Here is a 14,846-nt window from a genome sequence, read left to right as displayed (position 1 = left end):
AAGCAACCTGCAACAAATCACAAGATGGGGATGAGTGACATGCAGACAACGATTGTCGAAACCAGACAGGGAAAGGTCCAGGGGATCCAACAGGACACGATCCAGGTGTTCAAAGGCATTCCATTCGCGCAGCCGCCGCTGGAAGAGTGGCGCTTCCGAGCGCCGCAGGCTCCAGTCGCATGGACAGGCGTACGTGCAGCGACATCCTTTGGGCCAAGTCCGATCCAGAACACCAACCTTGTATTGGCTGTTGGACAGATGTCGGAGGATTGTCTGTACCTCAATGTGTGGACTCCTCAAGCGGATAACGCCAGGCGTCCGGTGATGGTCTATATCTACGGTGGATCATTTGTCTCCGGCTCCAGCTCACAGGCGGTCTACAACGGTAGTGCGTTTGCCAGCGATGGAGATATCGTGGTCGTGACAGTAAACTATCGCGTTGGAGCGCCCGGCTTCTTGTATCTCAGGGAGGCTCTGGGAGAAGAGTATGCCACCTCTGGCAACAATGGCTTATTAGACATCATGGCAGCACTCCGCTGGGTGCAGGAAAACATCACTGCCTTTGGAGGAGATCCCACGCACGTGACACTGATGGGTGAGTCGGCGGGCGCGATGTCAGTGGCGACGCTGATGAGCATGCCTGCCGCCCGTGGATTATTTACGCAGGCGATTATGGAGAGTGGGGCCGGTCAGACAGCTCGTGACGCCGCCAGTGCCAATCTGGTCACGCAGCGCCTGCTATCCTACACGCAAAAAGCGGCGACCGCACTGCCAACGCTCCCAATCGAAGAGCTCTATGCGGCCCAGATGAAATTGCTCAGCGGGACCAGCTTGTCGCGTGATTTCGGACCCGTAATCGATGGTCAGGTCTTAAAACAGTATCCACTGGATGCCATCCAGCAGGGGCAGGCTGCCCATATCCCCACGCTCATAGGCACCAACCATCATGAAGCGAACCTCTTCGTTGCCCTGGACCCCAACATGGCACAGCCCAATCCCGAGATCCTCACCCGCATCTTTGGGAGTAACGCCCCTGCCATCCTGGCAGCGTACGCGCACGCCATCAAGTACAAGGAACCTAAAGCCGCCTGGACAGAAACATTGACCAACTATCAATACCTCATTCCTGCCCTCGATCTGGCCGCCGCACAGGCGGATCAACATGCATCCATCTGGATGTATCGCTTCGACTGGTCGAAGAATCCCATCGGAGCGTTTCACGCGCTTGAAGTCCCTTTTGTCTGGCAGACCCTCGGACAAGATATTCGCAGCTTGCGCGAACAGCTCAGCGTCTTTCCCCAGGCCCAGAACATCCACTGCGGACCCGATGATCTGCGCCTGACCGATCAGATGCATGCAGCCTGGATCTCCTTTATCCGTCACGGCAACCCCAACACATCCATGCTCCCGCCCTGGCCACAATATAGCAGTCACGAGCGCCAAACCATGCTCTTCAATATCCAGAGCCAGGTCGTGGCCCTGCCAGAGATCCAGACAGAACCCGGCTTTCAGTCGCGTGGATTCTGCTGGAGCGAGGTTTTGAGCGCAGTAGCACAGTCTTCTGATTGACTTCCACTTGAAAAGCCTGAAGATACATAGTTTCTACCGACGAACGAGACCAACCCGTTCCAGATCTGCCATCAGGCGCTCAAAGTTGTCGGCACGCTGTCCTGAGAGTCGCATAAGCTCTGAGATAGGATACCGACCATTGATTAATAAAAATAATTGGCGGTGCGCGCGCGTCAATCCCAGACGATCGAAATATGGCAGGACATCCTGGGCTTCGCGCAACCGATAAGGCGCCGCTGGCATCCCAGGCGTTGGTGATAACCCATTAAACGTCTCTCTGCGATCTGCCAGCCCCTGAAACGGCGACGTGTCACCCCTTCTTGCAGGTGGAGTCTGCTCCGACAACGCCGGATAAGGCGTTTGCAGAGGCCTGGGAGTCGTCGTCTGAGAGGAAGCCTGAAACACAAAATGACACGCGCTCCAGGTGGATAATTTATCAAAGGCATCTTTCCCTCTGCTAAATCCCAGACTGGCATCTACAATCTGGCCACTCTGAAGCACCAGCGCGCCTTGCTCAACCGTATCCCCCTTACCAGCGCGTTGCAAGGTCAATATGCCTGTTTTTCGAGCCATTTGTAGCATTTGAAGCACATCAGTAAGACTATCTGTAGCTGTTCCTAGCAATTCCATCTATACTGCTCCATCCAACAATAATCCTCTCCACGCAGTAGCCCCCCTCTCGCACAGTCTCATATTATCACAATCGGTCTGAAACTAGAGATGCGATGAGACCAGATGCATCAAAGATTGATAATGTGAGATTCACCATAGAAATTATTCCTCAATATTCGATAAACGCTCGCCAGGATTTTATTTGAACACGAAGTTTGAATTCTAGTCCCCTCGCAAAAAAAGGTCGAGCGAAGCGAAGACATACAAAATTTGTCAGAGACAGAGAAGAAGCATATAATAAGCGAGAGAAGAAATCATCGTCGCTTTTGACGATTTTCATATGAGGATTTTGGCATGATTATTTTAGAGACCGAACATCTCCTGTTCCGACCATTGACGCTGTCTGACCTGGATGATATGGCCGCACTCTATTCCGACCCTGAAGTGATGCGCTACCTGGGAGGTCCACGCGATCGCAGCGAAGTCGAGCGTGTCCTGAATGGATATATCCGCGACTATCAAATGTATGGGCACTCCTTCTTTGCCACCATCCTGAAGAGCGACCAGAGCTTCATTGGACACTGTGGTCTCCTCAATCAGGAAGTAGAAGGTCAACCAGAAGTGGAGCTAGGTTTTGTCCTGGCGCGTCCCTACTGGCAAAACAATCTTGCCCTTGAAGGCATCCAGGCCCTCAAAGACTACGGCTTCCAAGAACAGGGCTTCCCCAGGCTGATCTCGCTCATTCCGCCCGAGAACAGCGTCTCAATTCACATCGCAGAAAAAATCGGCATGACCTTCAGCCGCAAAGTCACCCAATGGGGACAGCTCTTCCACCTTTACGCCGCCCAGAACCCTCAGCTCCCCGCCTGACAAATTGACTCCGGCGACCTCTCAAGACGACATAGCCGGAGTCAACAGCGATTCCCTCTACCAGACGATGGGCAGATGAGCTGGTCCGGAGGTCGCAGTACCTTCGGGTCGCCAGGGGACCTCGGATGGATCTACGGCAAGCCGCACATCTGGCAAGCGTTTAAGTAACGTTGTCCAGAGAGTCTGCATCTCCATGCGAGCCAATTGCTGTCCGAGGCAAGCGTGGATTCCGCGTCCGAAGGTGAGCATGGGATTAGATGTACGGTCGAAATCTACTTCGTTGGCGTGCGGAAAGATTGTCTCGTCGCGATTGCCCGAGAGTGACGAGAGGATCAATACTTCGCCAGTCGGGACCGTTGTACCATCGCTGAAGGTCATATCGGCGCGGGTGATGCGTGGCCTGCCAGAGGACCCAAGGGCTACAATTCTCAGAAGCTCCTCGATCGCCAGCGCCATGCGCTCAGGATCATCGACGCGCTCCTTGAGCTGCTGGAGCAGATCTGGACGCTGCAATACGACGAAGGCTGTATTGGTAAAGGTTGTACTGACGGTCTCGAAGCCCGCTCCAATCAGCCCAACGGCAAACATGAACATTTCGGTCTGGGTCAGGACATCGTCACCGTGCTCGCGAGCTTTCACCAGTAAGCCAATCACGCTATCACTGGGATGCTCTTGCTCCTGCTGGATGATCGGAATCATATACTCGGTCATCTTTTTGCGCATCGCATCTTTCTCATCCTGAGTCATTGCAGTGGTTGAGACGATTGTATGCCCCCATTCGCGGAAGAGCGCCTCATCTTCGCGTGGGACGCCGAGCAATTCGCAGATCACCGTCATCGGTGTCTGGATCGCATAATCCTCAAACAGATCGGCAGGCGGCCCCTTGCGCTCAATCGCATCGATCAGCTCATTCGTGACCGCGACCACACGTGGACGTACCTCATTGGCATGCTTGACCGTAAAAGCCTGCGTCACCAGCCGGCGAATCTTATTATGGCGGGCGTCCGAGACCGAGAAGAGCGATCCCTCATCGACGCCGATCACCCGTCCTGGCTGCATGCGAGGCACATCACCATCGGACTTCTGGATCATACCACTGTGGGGATCAGTAAAGGCCTTGATAACATCCTCATGCTTGGTCAACACATAGGCATCGCCACCAAAAGGCATCTTCACGTGAGCAACCGGACACTGCGCTCTCAGCTGCTCGTACTTCACTGGACATTCAAGGCTATGATCAGCGAACGGAAAAGGAAACTCCAGAGGCTCCTCAGTCTGGATCGCTGTCGTATCTACATCCTGTATATTACTCATAACCGTTATGACTCCCTTTTTCTTTTTGCCCAACAAACGTCACTACTGCTGCTATCTTCAATCCACAAGAGCGGGATGACTCATCCCTCCCTGACAATCGTGATCTGAGATGTATCGTCCTCGTCCTCGATGCTGAAGACTTGCGCCGGACAGTTATAGACAGCCTCACGCACTTTCTTGATCAGCGTCGTGGATGGATGCTCTTCGAGTACCTCGACAGACCCATCCGCATCGCTCTGCGTAAAGACCGTCGGACTGGCCAGCACACACATCCCACTTGCGACACACTTATCTGAAGCAACAAGTACACGCATCTTCAAATCATCCTTCCTCATTACAGCCACCAACAGAAGAGCACAGCGCTTATCCAAGCTCCTGTATCAGTGTAGCAATCCAGAGCAATTCCTGGCGGATCTGCTGCTGATGGAACGTCAGTAGCTGCGTCACATACCCATAATTGGGGGCATCAACACGCACCAGCGAGCTGGAACGCTCTTGATGCTCCAAGCGCTGCTGCTGCACCTCTTTTCTCGTCTCCAGGATATCCAGACGAGCCTGCCGATCCAGCAGATGAAAAAAAGCCACACGAGTCATAAACTCCTCGTCGCGGCGTGCTTGATCGACAGAAAAATCCTGCAAGAGCTGCTGGAGCACTTCCGTTCCCCGGTCGGTGATGTGATAGATATGGCGATCCGGCCGACCACCCTGACTCTCAACTTCACGCGTCACCGCTCCCATCTCCTCGAAGCGTCGCAGCGCCGGATAGAGCTGATTCGCATTGATCGTCAGCGAATTTCCCAGCAAACCCTCCACATGTCGCTTCAACTCGTATCCGTGCGAGGGTCGAGAGATAAGCTCCGCCAGAATCAAGATATCTACATACATACAGCATGCACCCCTTTTGATAAGATATTTTAATCTATCACCTCATTAGATTACTTTATCCTATCCACATTGTCAAGGTGAGACTGCTATCCTTTCCCAACCAAAAAGCCACAAGGAAATTATAGAGACGTTCTATAATTTCCTTGTGGCTTCTCTATGCCTGCAGCAGATCGAGAAAGAAAAAGTGTCTTCTAGTACCCACGCCGCCAGGTTGCATAGATACCTACACAGCCTAGAGAGAGAGCACCAATGCCTGTTAACGCGAAAAGAAATTGCGTCGTGACAGTCGAGACAGCTGACAAAGCAGGAACTGTATAGCCAAGCGTCAAGCTAGCGCAGATAGTCACTGCGGCGACAAGAAAAAGATTTGTATAAGACCAGTGCTGAAACATCAGGCTCCATCCCTCTAGCTCAGAGAACGACAATGTTAACTTTAGCTTACACCATTATACTACATAATTCAGATATAATACGTAACTATTTTCTGATCAGTTTCAGCAACAGAGAAAAATCCGATCGACAAGAGAAATGTTTTCTCTCCCGCGAAAAGCACAAGAAAATACATTTCACGCTCAAAATTACGACACAGATGCTTTATACTCAACTGCTGATGATAGTCTCGATGACAATTGAGATAGACAATTTTTCCAAATTACCTCATCATATACGAATTTACACAGGAAAAGAGAGAAATGATAGGGATGGTGTGGTATAATAAAAATATGAATTCACACCATCATTTTAATGCTTCTGTGAGAAACGGTTTCTTCGAGCGTGAGATGAAGCGTGAACACAGGAGCTTTTAACATGAGACTATACGTTGGGGGACTCCCCTATCAGACAACCGAAAATGACCTGATCAGCCTCTTTGAACAGGCTGGCACTGTTACGTCAGCTACCGTGATCAACGATCGTGATACTGGACGCAGCAAAGGCTTCGGTTTTGTCGACATGAGCACTCCAGAAGAGGGACAGCGCGCCATCGAACAGCTCAACGGCACCACCATTGACAATCGGAGCATTACTGTCAATGAAGCCAAAGAGCGCCAGACCGGTGGCTCTCGTGGAGGCAATTCGAATTATCGCAACGAGCGATACTAAAAATAAAGACAGCATTCCCAAAAGCGACCCTCTTGATTTCAAGGGGGTCGCTTTTGCGTAGGTTCATCTGACATCTGCATCATTATCCAACGCGTGGCGGACCCGAGCGGATGCGTGTCCGCATATCGTAAGTGCGAACCGTCCCATTCTCCCACATACTCTCCATCCACCAGGTCGCGCCGGCCTCAACAAAAGGAGTGACCAGCGCAGCGGCGCGTCCAGCGTCGTCGGGAGGCGTCTCGCCCTCCGTAATGATATCGAGCGGCACGGTGCTACTTCGCAGGGACTCAAGCGCCAACCGACGCTCACGCAACTCCGAGGCTGTCCCATTCACCACCGCACCATCCCAACGTGCTGCCCGCCGCAACTGGCTCCGCTTCGGACCTCCCACTACCCAGATCGGGATGCGCGGCTGCTGGAGCGGCTGATGCGTCAACCAATCGACATCGGCAACCATCTCCTTCAAGCGATACTGCTCGCCCGCATACGTCAACGAGCGCATCGACCCTCCCTGCCACCAACGCTCAATCACTTCCAACGACTCATCAAGCCGCCGAGCCCGTATCTTATTATCCAGCAGAGCAAACTTATCCAGTTCCAACACCCCCAGACCAGCCGTCAGAATCACGCGCCCGCCCGAGAGCTGATCCACGATCGCCGTCTGAGCCGCCACATACCACGGCAACTGCTCCGGCAACGGAGTCAGCATCGTCCCCAGCGCCACAGAACGCGTTCGCAGAGCAATCGCCGTCAGCTTAATCCAGGCAGTCATCCAATCATCGGGGAGAAACACACCATCCCAGCCGGCCGCCTCAGCCTCCTGAGCCAGCTCAACCACCTCAGCCGCACTGCCAGTCAGAACAAAGCCATACTTCATCGATCAGGACTCCTTTACAGTCATAGTACATTCCTTCGTAGAGATACTATGACTATACATCCCAAATATGACATCTACGGACATATTTTCGCTCGCTTCTCACATCAAAGGAAAACGCCAACATTCAACAGTGAGCCTGATAGGACGCATTGACTTTGCGAAAAAGCTTCATGAAAAATCATCTTTCCTGTTTTTTTCTGACTATAAGATAGCATAGCTATCTGTAAAGAATAGACGCCTTTGGAGATTCATTTGTTGCAATCCTGGGGATTTTGATGAGGCGGGGCTCAGGTTAGATTTGAGGCACCAAGCATAGGACCAATAATCCTGGTCAGGCGGACCAGCGCATGTGAGACCACCGGCAGCCGCAAAATTGGACGTATCAGAGCCAGCATATCATGCAAAAACGTAGCAAATTCGTATGTTTTCTTGGATTCGGGGCTCAGATCTTGCAGCCAGAAAAGTGTCAGGGCTAGCTGCATGCCGTAGAGGACGATAGCAATCTCCTCGATCTGAGCGCCTCGTGGAGCGTCCTTCGCAGTGGCGACCACCTGGATATAGATATCCAATGCCTTACGCCGTAGATCGGGCGTCTGTTCGCTGAAGACGCCTGTGCGGGCGTGTGGATTGAGTGCCGGTCCAAAGATAGCACCTAACGATTCGTGATGTGGAGACATGAGCTTAAGCTGAGCCAGAAAAATATGCAGAAAGCGGTCCGCGATCGTCCCTGGTCCAAGCTGAGCCGCCTGCTCGCCCAGATGATCCACCATCGTCAGATACCACTCCAGTAGCAGATCCTCCTTGCTGGCAAAGTAGCGATACGTTAATCCAAGCGAGCACTCTGCCAGAGCAGCTATCTCGCGCATCGTAGTTTTCTCATATCCCTTGGTGGCAAAGAGGCCCAGCGCGGTATCCAGGATGCGCTGCCGCGTGATGATAGCTTTTTGTGTCGTCTTGCTTGATTGTGATTGATCCAACATCTCCCCCATCAGCATTATTTTCCTCGATTATGTTCATCTTAGCGACCGATGTCAAGTCATAGCCATCAAGCAGCCAGATTGTGAGAGCCAGACAACGGCTCTCTATTGCCCTTGACGAGCTTTCTTATTTACGCTATGATAAAAGTGAACATGTTCACTTTTATCATAGCGCGGATCTGGAATAATGAAAGGATACATAGACTCATGTCTGTCCAACAAAAAAATCCCTTTATGGGTTCAATCTATCATAGCCTACGCCATCCTGCCCAACAATTGCGGGCATACAACGAACAGCAGATCAAAAATCCAGCGCTACCCTACCGGCATTGGAGTGCTCTCATTGCGATCGCGCTCGGAGGCTCATTAATCTATGGAGCTTCATTGAGTCTGCATTTTCGCAACTGGCGCCTGGAACGCAGCGCACTCTGGCTGGCACTCTCAGCAGGAACCAGCTGGTGTTTTTTCATACCCGGCTTGATCCTGATAAGCCATCGTCGCGTGCAAACCTGTATTCAGGCATGCCTGGTTACCATGGCATTTGGAGAGGTCATACTCATGAGTGGAGCAACCATTAATCTCTACTTTAAGATCAAAGGCAAGTTCACAAGCAGATTTCTCAAGCGCTGGAATGTTAGCGTGATCGGACTCTCAAACCTGGTTATGAGTACAGTGTTGATCGCTCAGATGCGGGCACTACGCGTTCCGATCTGGAAGACGCTACTCTCGTGGATGCTCATCCTCAACGGAAGTGGTGCCCTCTTATTTGGACTCTTTCATCGTCTACTGCAAGGAGGCCATCGATGATCTGGCAAAAGAATCCTCTGACCGTCGTGGGAGAGATCGATCGCTGCTGGCTTTTCACCTATCGGACGCCATCTGAGGATGCGCAAAAGCTACTGCCTGAGCCGCTGGAGTTGGTCACACACGCGGGATACGCCTTCTGGAACATCGTCATCTGCCACATCAGCGCCATGCGCCCCAGACACTTTCCGGCCTTCACAGGCATCAACTACTGGCATCTCGCATATCGGCTCTATGTACGCCTCCCACTCAAGCATGGAGCATCGATAGAGGGACTCTACTTCCTGCGTAGCGACTGTGACCAACGCTTGATGTCATCGGCAGGAAATCTGCTCACAGACTTCCATTTTCACACTGCGCCACTGCGCATCCAGGAGGATCATCAGGCACTGGAGCTACAACTACTCTCACGTGACGCTCCCATGCATGCACGCCTACTACCCACAGCCGCGCCGCAATTGAGTCCCCAATCAGCATTTGCATCGCTAGACGAAGCCGCTACTTTTCTCAAGTACAAGCCCTACGGAATCTCGCTGGATAGTACAGGCCGAGCCAACGTTGTCCACATTACCCGCAACGAGCATGAGTGGCGTCATCACCTGAGGCAGATAGACTATGCCGACTGGACATTTCTCCACAATCAGAATGTTCAGTTGGAGATCTGCTATGAAGTTGAACCGATCCGCTATCAATGGAATCGCGGACAGGTCTATCAAGGAGGTTAAACGATGAAGATCTTTCTGACAGGCGCGACTGGCTTCATTGGAGGTCATCTGCTTCAAGAGCTCTCCAAACAAGGACATGACGTCACCTGCCTGATCCGTCCAGCTACCCGCCATCGGAGCGCCACATTCGCCCAACTTATCCAATTGCCCGGCGTCAAGATTCTCACGGGAGAATGGATAGAACCAGAACCATGGCTATACGAAGTCGCTGATCATGACGTTGTGATCAACACGGTCGGTATCATTCGCGAAAGTAGGACAAGCAGCTTTGAACAGGTCCATACCGCAACACCTCGAGCTTTGTTCAAGGCCGCGGCCGAAGGAGGCGTCAGCAAAATCATACAGATCAGTTCGTTGGGAGCCAATGAGCAACCTTGCAGCAAGTTCCAGCGCTCAAAACTCGCTGCCGATCAGTATCTTGCCCAATTGGATGTGCCTTACGCCATCTTACGCCCATCACTCGTGTATGGTCCAGGTGATCACTCGATGGCTCTCTTCTCCCGCCTCGCAAGCCTTCCCATTATCCCCGTGCCTGGCGATGGCACTTACCGCGTGCAACCTCTGCATGTTCAGGACCTCGTACACGTGATCATGCAGGTTGTCGAGCGCGACGATCTATCCTCGATCAGCACCGATATCGGAGGAGGAGAGATCTGTACCTTCAACACCTTGCTTGATCTCCTGGCACGACAACAGCAACCCGGCAAAGTAAGCCGAAAAATGCACATCCCCTGGATGATCATGTCACTGATCGCCCACATTAGCGATCTGCTGGGCAGCCATGGTCCAATCACGACCGACGAGCTGACAATGTTGAAAAGTGAGAATTTTGCGCTCCATCCCGAGCATGTCATAGATCTCTTTGGCTTTGAGCCCAGACCTTTCAGTGCTGGCCTGGCCGATCGATCATAAGCCGCAACGATCGCCAAGCCCTCGCGAATGGACATCTTTTCTTTACCCCCCAGTCTTTTCAGGAACGCCAGACGAGGAGGCCACAGCCATACTCTCTACATGGATAAACTGTTGTGTGCCCAATCGTTGCAGAATCGTTCTGAAAGGCTGAGGGAATGCTAGCAGGGCCGTTTCCGCATCGACTGGCTCTGGCTTCCCAACCGAAAAAACTCTTCCATGCCAGAGCAGTGTACAACGGCCAGCGGCCACCACATTCCGATACCAATCCACATTAGGTCCATAAGTAAGCGCGATGATAAAGCCATCCGGCACCAACCAAACCATGATCGTCGTCTCATACTGCTTTCCACTCCGACGCCCAACGTGACGAATAACAGCAAACGGCCCGCGTGACAATCTGGCAAGCCCGCGCAAAAGCGGATTGGTGATGCGCTTGTTAAACCTGCGTATACGATTGTGAGACATCTCGTCCTCCTACCGAACACATAGCTTGTACCAGTGTTCCATATTTTCAGTTAAATATAATCAAAGCGTACCGTACCGTACGTTACGATTATATCTCATAGAAGGACAATTATCAAATCATCGACCGCCAGCGCGACGTTGCATCTCCTCGGCAATTACCATAAAGACAAACACATTAGGGATCTTCGCCACCTCGAAAAATCCCCAATTGCGCTTCGTGCCAACCTCTTTGATAGAGATAAATCCGCTTTTCATCTCTATCGGCTGCACCTGCGTCCAGAGCAAATTTTTCTGCTTGTAGCTGATACCTTGCATACTGACACTCAAAGGTCCAAACGTCTGCGTTTTTCCTTCGCTCAGGGCAGAAAAGACACGCGGAATCATCGCCTGCGTGATACCTTTAGCCACGATGGGACCCAGTTCGGCAACATTCTTTGTAAGATTGTTCAATTTTATCTGATACCCATCCACGCGACGTAGCGTATAGAGATATGTTGTGCCAACATAGACGCCATTGCTGCGGTTACGGGTGATGCTCTGCAACACTTCGCTCACCTGGTTCCAGGGTAGTGGCTGCACCTGATTTCTGTTCTCGACAATGATGCCAGATTGAAACAGATGTATCCGCTGTTTCGCCACTTGTAGAGCAGTATAGAGCATATAGATGGCCACTGCGATAAAGAGGATCGCAAACACTGACAAAACAATAGTAGAACTGGCAATACCGCCAATCAAAAAGAGCACGCCAGCGCAGAAAAAGACGATGCTGCCAATCAGTGTCCTGGTCAGTGTGCTTTGATAGGTTTTAACAAATGGTCCAAGTTGTTGAGCGATGGCAGCCTGCTGCACAGGCAAGGACAACGTCCCTTGTAAAGTCATATTTGCAGCCATAGATGTTTTTCCCTTTCCAGGTACAGTGCAAGCATAAATGAAGCGTGATTATTACTTGACAAACGCTTTTCGTAAAGCTTTCTGGTAGATGAAAAAGAAGAGACGAAATTATCACCATAATAAGTTATACTAGATAGAAATAAATAGGAGCATACAAATGCCTTCATTTCCACCCATAATTATTCAGAATATCCGTACCCGTTGGACAAAAGATTCCCGTGGAGGCATTTATGCTGCCGCCAGAAATCGCACGCCAGAAGCATTGAAATTACCAGAACCTCCCACTTCATCCGCTGAAAATATGCTCTTGCTGCATGAGATCTTCTACGAAGAGTATAATTCTTTTAAACATCCTACAGAAAGTGTACGACTGATCGAGATAGCAAATCCGTTTCAACATGATTGCTTTAATTTTTCAGTCCAGGAGAAAAAACTTCACATAACGTTTGAATGGGAGCGTAGTTACGGCATGCCAAGACGCGTCCACTTTCCAAAAACTGAGTTTTTCTTGCAAGAGCATCAATGGATGCGGATTATGTATAACTTACGCACGTCTTATCATGATCAATGGGGATACCAAAAGCAGATTTTCAATATCTGCTTCTTTCCCCTATCCTCGCGCAAAATATTTCTGGAAGAAGCTCCAACGCATGCCTATACAGATATGGCTCAGGTGCTCTGGTAAATATAGAATGAATAGCCATCAAATTGGCCAGACAATCAGCTCCATCCGAAACTATCGAACCAGATACCCTGCTGATAGTTTTCTATCGCCTGCCCGACATATGGAATGAGGTTCTCTGGCAAATTGGAGAGATCAAACCAGGTCAGAGCGTCACATCGATGAGGTTCGGCATTATAGATTTCTCCCTGCCATTGACTCGCCACAAGGAAGAAATCGACGCGCTCATTGGCGGCCTTGCGATGCATCACGCCAACCACACGCATATCCCTGGCCTGAATATCGATGCCTGCTTCTTCTCTGGCTTCGCGTATCATGGCCGCGATTACCTCCTCATTACCATCGAGGTGACCGGCCACCACGCTATACATTCCATCCGCGTAGCCGGTTTGAAAGCGTCTGGACAAAAGAATCTGGTTCTCATTGATCAGAAAAAGATGGACAGCCGGTACAACAGTAAATCTACGCCTGAACACACAGCACCCCTTAAAAACTCTATGCAACGACCTATAAAAATGGATAAATATATGGTATGATCACGTTAAAGGTTTTTCAATCCTATCAAGTATATCTGTCAACTACTTCATTGATGGATATATCATATAACTCATTGAAAGAGGAAACTGTATGCCTCAAGCAGAACGAGCGTGGAACGAAACGATTATCCAGGAATTCCGTGCTAATGCCGGGAAAGTGGGCGGGGTATTTGAAGGTGCTGATATGTTGATCCTGCATACGACCGGAGCCAAAAGTAACCAGGAACGCCTCAATCCTCTCGGCTATCTCCCGGACGAGGGACGCATATTTATCGTGGCCTCCAATGCAGGCGAACCCAATCATCCTGGCTGGTACTACAACATCCTTGCGCGCCCCGAGGTCAAAGTCGAGATAGGGACAGAGACATACGAAGGAAAGGCAGTCGTCCTACCAACCGAGGAACGAGATAAAATCTTTGCCAAAGTCACTGCCAGGTATCCTCAATTCAAAGAGTACGAAAAAAAGACGCAGTCGATACGCCCGATTCACGTGGTTGAGATCGTACTGGCCAAGTAAATAGCTCAGCGCACAACCAGGCCCGGCAGCAGTGCGGGATCAACAAAGGCCAGCAGACCATACATGATCAGCGCGACGCCGATCGGTGCGCTGAGTCGATTGCCGTCGAACCAGACCTTCTCGACGAAGATGACAGCGGTCAGGAGCAGCATCCAGACGAGATTCATCAGTCCGACGGCGATCATCACAAGCATCAGGGGACCGCAATATTGCAGGCAAGAGCGTCCCTGGAGCAGTCCGGCTTTTCCGTAGGAGATGATGGCGGAAAGGAAGGAATCAGCCTCCTGACAGGGCACCGCGACATGACAGTGGGTCAGAGTATGTCGTTTCAGGGGTGTAAATTGATACGCACCAGCTCCAACAAAAATGATAATCCCCAGAGCGATCCCCAGCAGCGGCGCGCTACGTACAAGATGATCTCCCAGCAGGCAGAGCAGATAGACAGGGATGCCAAACAGGAGCCAGATTGCAAGATAGCCGACAAGAAAGCTGGTAACGGTGCTACAGCGCATCAAAAAATAAGGGCTCTGTCCCTGGATGAACCTCAGATGCATCGAGACGGTCGGAGCCAGCGAAGGAAGCATCATCGCGATCATCATCAGAGTCCAGAACAGAAGAAAGGGCGGCAGAGACAGATCCATTGTGCCATACATCGGCATCGCCAACATACTCAGCGTCTGTGCGAGCGTCGGAATCCAGGCCAGCGCGGCCAGTAAGAGCATCGCGCTCCAGGCCAGCGGATCTTTCGCCGTCTGAGGGAGCTTGACAACATCAACCATCAGCGAACCTCGACTATCCTTATGTCATCAAAAAATACAGCTTTCTCTACTCTATGCATATATTCTCTTTCTCAACAAGGATAGAAATAACGGCAACGATTGTCAAGGGTTGCCAAAGGAATCATCTTTCTTGACCAGGCGACGTTACGATGACCTTTGACAGAGCAGTACATCAAGTGGAACATCTATATTCCTGTTCAATAATAAACATATACCGTACTTGTGTTCGACAACTCCACGGTGTCCATTTTTGCTTGCCTCAAGTATCTCTGTGCCATACAATACAGCCATACAAAATGAACAGCCCATCCATTAATGATCGCTATGTCA

At 51.0% G+C, this 14,846-nt stretch carries 19 protein-coding genes; 8 read left to right on the top strand and 11 right to left on the bottom strand.

The window, feature by feature from the left end:
* Window positions 1-39 precede the first annotated feature (39 nt).
* Window positions 40-1,569: a carboxylesterase/lipase family protein gene (locus AC27N8_RS34995; protein ID WP_487074318.1), complete on the top strand. Its 1,530-nt coding sequence runs from the start codon at window positions 40-42 to the stop codon at window positions 1,567-1,569.
* Window positions 1,570-1,602: 33 nt separating this feature from the next.
* Here the strand turns inward: AC27N8_RS34995 and AC27N8_RS34990 are convergent, their stop codons facing one another.
* A complete protein-coding gene (locus AC27N8_RS34990) occupies window positions 1,603-2,199 on the bottom strand; it encodes a DUF4388 domain-containing protein (protein WP_487074316.1) in 597 nt (198 codons plus the stop codon).
* 336 nt (window positions 2,200-2,535) lie between these two features.
* Between AC27N8_RS34990 and AC27N8_RS34985 the strand changes: the two genes are divergently transcribed.
* On the top strand, window positions 2,536-3,051 hold the full coding sequence (locus AC27N8_RS34985; protein ID WP_487074314.1) for a GNAT family N-acetyltransferase: 516 nt from the start codon (window positions 2,536-2,538) through the stop codon (window positions 3,049-3,051).
* Window positions 3,052-3,108: 57 nt separating this feature from the next.
* Here the strand turns inward: AC27N8_RS34985 and AC27N8_RS34980 are convergent, their stop codons facing one another.
* The 4 genes from AC27N8_RS34980 to AC27N8_RS34965 form a co-directional block, all read right to left on the bottom strand.
* Window positions 3,109-4,365 (bottom strand): cytochrome P450, encoded by a 1,257-nt coding sequence (locus tag AC27N8_RS34980; protein WP_487074312.1) that lies wholly within the window; start codon window positions 4,363-4,365, stop codon window positions 3,109-3,111.
* Between the two features lie 80 nt (window positions 4,366-4,445).
* Window positions 4,446-4,679, bottom strand: coding sequence for a ferredoxin (locus tag AC27N8_RS34975; protein ID WP_487074310.1), 234 nt, complete (start codon window positions 4,677-4,679; stop codon window positions 4,446-4,448).
* A gap of 49 nt (window positions 4,680-4,728) precedes the next feature.
* Window positions 4,729-5,250 carry a PadR family transcriptional regulator gene (locus AC27N8_RS34970; RefSeq protein ID WP_487074308.1) on the bottom strand — a complete coding sequence of 174 codons (522 nt, stop codon included), beginning with the start codon at window positions 5,248-5,250 and terminating at the stop codon, window positions 4,729-4,731.
* A gap of 191 nt (window positions 5,251-5,441) precedes the next feature.
* Window positions 5,442-5,642 (bottom strand): hypothetical protein, encoded by a 201-nt coding sequence (locus AC27N8_RS34965; RefSeq protein ID WP_487074306.1) that lies wholly within the window; start codon window positions 5,640-5,642, stop codon window positions 5,442-5,444.
* A gap of 415 nt (window positions 5,643-6,057) precedes the next feature.
* Between AC27N8_RS34965 and AC27N8_RS34960 the strand changes: the two genes are divergently transcribed.
* Window positions 6,058-6,351 carry an RNA recognition motif domain-containing protein gene (locus tag AC27N8_RS34960; RefSeq protein ID WP_487074304.1) on the top strand — a complete coding sequence of 98 codons (294 nt, stop codon included), beginning with the start codon at window positions 6,058-6,060 and terminating at the stop codon, window positions 6,349-6,351.
* Window positions 6,352-6,433: 82 nt separating this feature from the next.
* Here the strand turns inward: AC27N8_RS34960 and AC27N8_RS34955 are convergent, their stop codons facing one another.
* Both AC27N8_RS34955 and AC27N8_RS34950 read right to left on the bottom strand, forming a co-directional pair.
* Complete coding sequence (locus AC27N8_RS34955; protein WP_487074302.1) at window positions 6,434-7,228, bottom strand: LLM class flavin-dependent oxidoreductase; 795 nt, start codon at window positions 7,226-7,228, stop codon at window positions 6,434-6,436.
* A gap of 287 nt (window positions 7,229-7,515) precedes the next feature.
* A complete protein-coding gene (locus AC27N8_RS34950) occupies window positions 7,516-8,217 on the bottom strand; it encodes a TetR/AcrR family transcriptional regulator (RefSeq protein ID WP_487074300.1) in 702 nt (233 codons plus the stop codon).
* A gap of 195 nt (window positions 8,218-8,412) precedes the next feature.
* Between AC27N8_RS34950 and AC27N8_RS34945 the strand changes: the two genes are divergently transcribed.
* From AC27N8_RS34945 to AC27N8_RS34935, 3 genes are read left to right on the top strand one after another with little or no spacing between them, the layout of a single operon-like run.
* The gene (locus AC27N8_RS34945; protein ID WP_487074298.1) at window positions 8,413-9,012 is read left to right on the top strand and encodes a hypothetical protein; all 600 of its coding nucleotides are present in this window, start codon (window positions 8,413-8,415) and stop codon (window positions 9,010-9,012) included.
* Window positions 9,009-9,734, top strand: a complete 726-nt coding sequence (locus AC27N8_RS34940; protein ID WP_487074296.1) for a DUF2071 domain-containing protein — start codon at window positions 9,009-9,011, stop codon at window positions 9,732-9,734. The genes AC27N8_RS34945 and AC27N8_RS34940 overlap by 4 nt, the downstream gene beginning before the upstream one ends.
* Window positions 9,735-9,737: 3 nt before the next feature.
* Window positions 9,738-10,646 (top strand): complex I NDUFA9 subunit family protein, encoded by a 909-nt coding sequence (locus tag AC27N8_RS34935; protein ID WP_487074294.1) that lies wholly within the window; start codon window positions 9,738-9,740, stop codon window positions 10,644-10,646.
* Between the two features lie 42 nt (window positions 10,647-10,688).
* Here the strand turns inward: AC27N8_RS34935 and AC27N8_RS34930 are convergent, their stop codons facing one another.
* Together AC27N8_RS34930 and AC27N8_RS34925 are read right to left on the bottom strand one after the other, a co-directional pair.
* The gene (locus tag AC27N8_RS34930) at window positions 10,689-11,111 is read right to left on the bottom strand and encodes a nitroreductase family deazaflavin-dependent oxidoreductase (protein WP_487074292.1); all 423 of its coding nucleotides are present in this window, start codon (window positions 11,109-11,111) and stop codon (window positions 10,689-10,691) included.
* 117 nt (window positions 11,112-11,228) lie between these two features.
* Window positions 11,229-12,002 (bottom strand): DUF6585 family protein, encoded by a 774-nt coding sequence (locus AC27N8_RS34925; RefSeq protein WP_487074290.1) that lies wholly within the window; start codon window positions 12,000-12,002, stop codon window positions 11,229-11,231.
* Window positions 12,003-12,159: 157 nt separating this feature from the next.
* Here AC27N8_RS34925 and AC27N8_RS34920 point away from each other — a divergent pair, with 157 nt between their 5' ends.
* Window positions 12,160-12,687, top strand: a complete 528-nt coding sequence (locus tag AC27N8_RS34920) for a hypothetical protein (protein ID WP_487074288.1) — start codon at window positions 12,160-12,162, stop codon at window positions 12,685-12,687.
* A gap of 35 nt (window positions 12,688-12,722) precedes the next feature.
* Here the strand turns inward: AC27N8_RS34920 and AC27N8_RS34915 are convergent, their stop codons facing one another.
* On the bottom strand, window positions 12,723-13,160 hold the full coding sequence (locus AC27N8_RS34915; RefSeq protein WP_487074286.1) for an NUDIX hydrolase: 438 nt from the start codon (window positions 13,158-13,160) through the stop codon (window positions 12,723-12,725).
* Between the two features lie 151 nt (window positions 13,161-13,311).
* On the opposite strand from AC27N8_RS34915, the gene AC27N8_RS34910 reads away from it, so the two are divergent.
* Window positions 13,312-13,737 (top strand): nitroreductase family deazaflavin-dependent oxidoreductase, encoded by a 426-nt coding sequence (locus AC27N8_RS34910; protein WP_487074284.1) that lies wholly within the window; start codon window positions 13,312-13,314, stop codon window positions 13,735-13,737.
* A 5-nt stretch (window positions 13,738-13,742) separates the two neighbouring features.
* On the opposite strand, the gene AC27N8_RS34905 is transcribed toward AC27N8_RS34910, so the two are convergent.
* A complete protein-coding gene (locus AC27N8_RS34905; RefSeq protein ID WP_487074282.1) occupies window positions 13,743-14,516 on the bottom strand; it encodes a DUF2182 domain-containing protein in 774 nt (257 codons plus the stop codon).
* Window positions 14,517-14,846 lie beyond the last annotated feature (330 nt).

It is taken from the genome of Dictyobacter sp. Z7_2, assembly GCF_057551105.1.
This window is presented reverse-complemented; position numbering and strand designations above follow the sequence as displayed.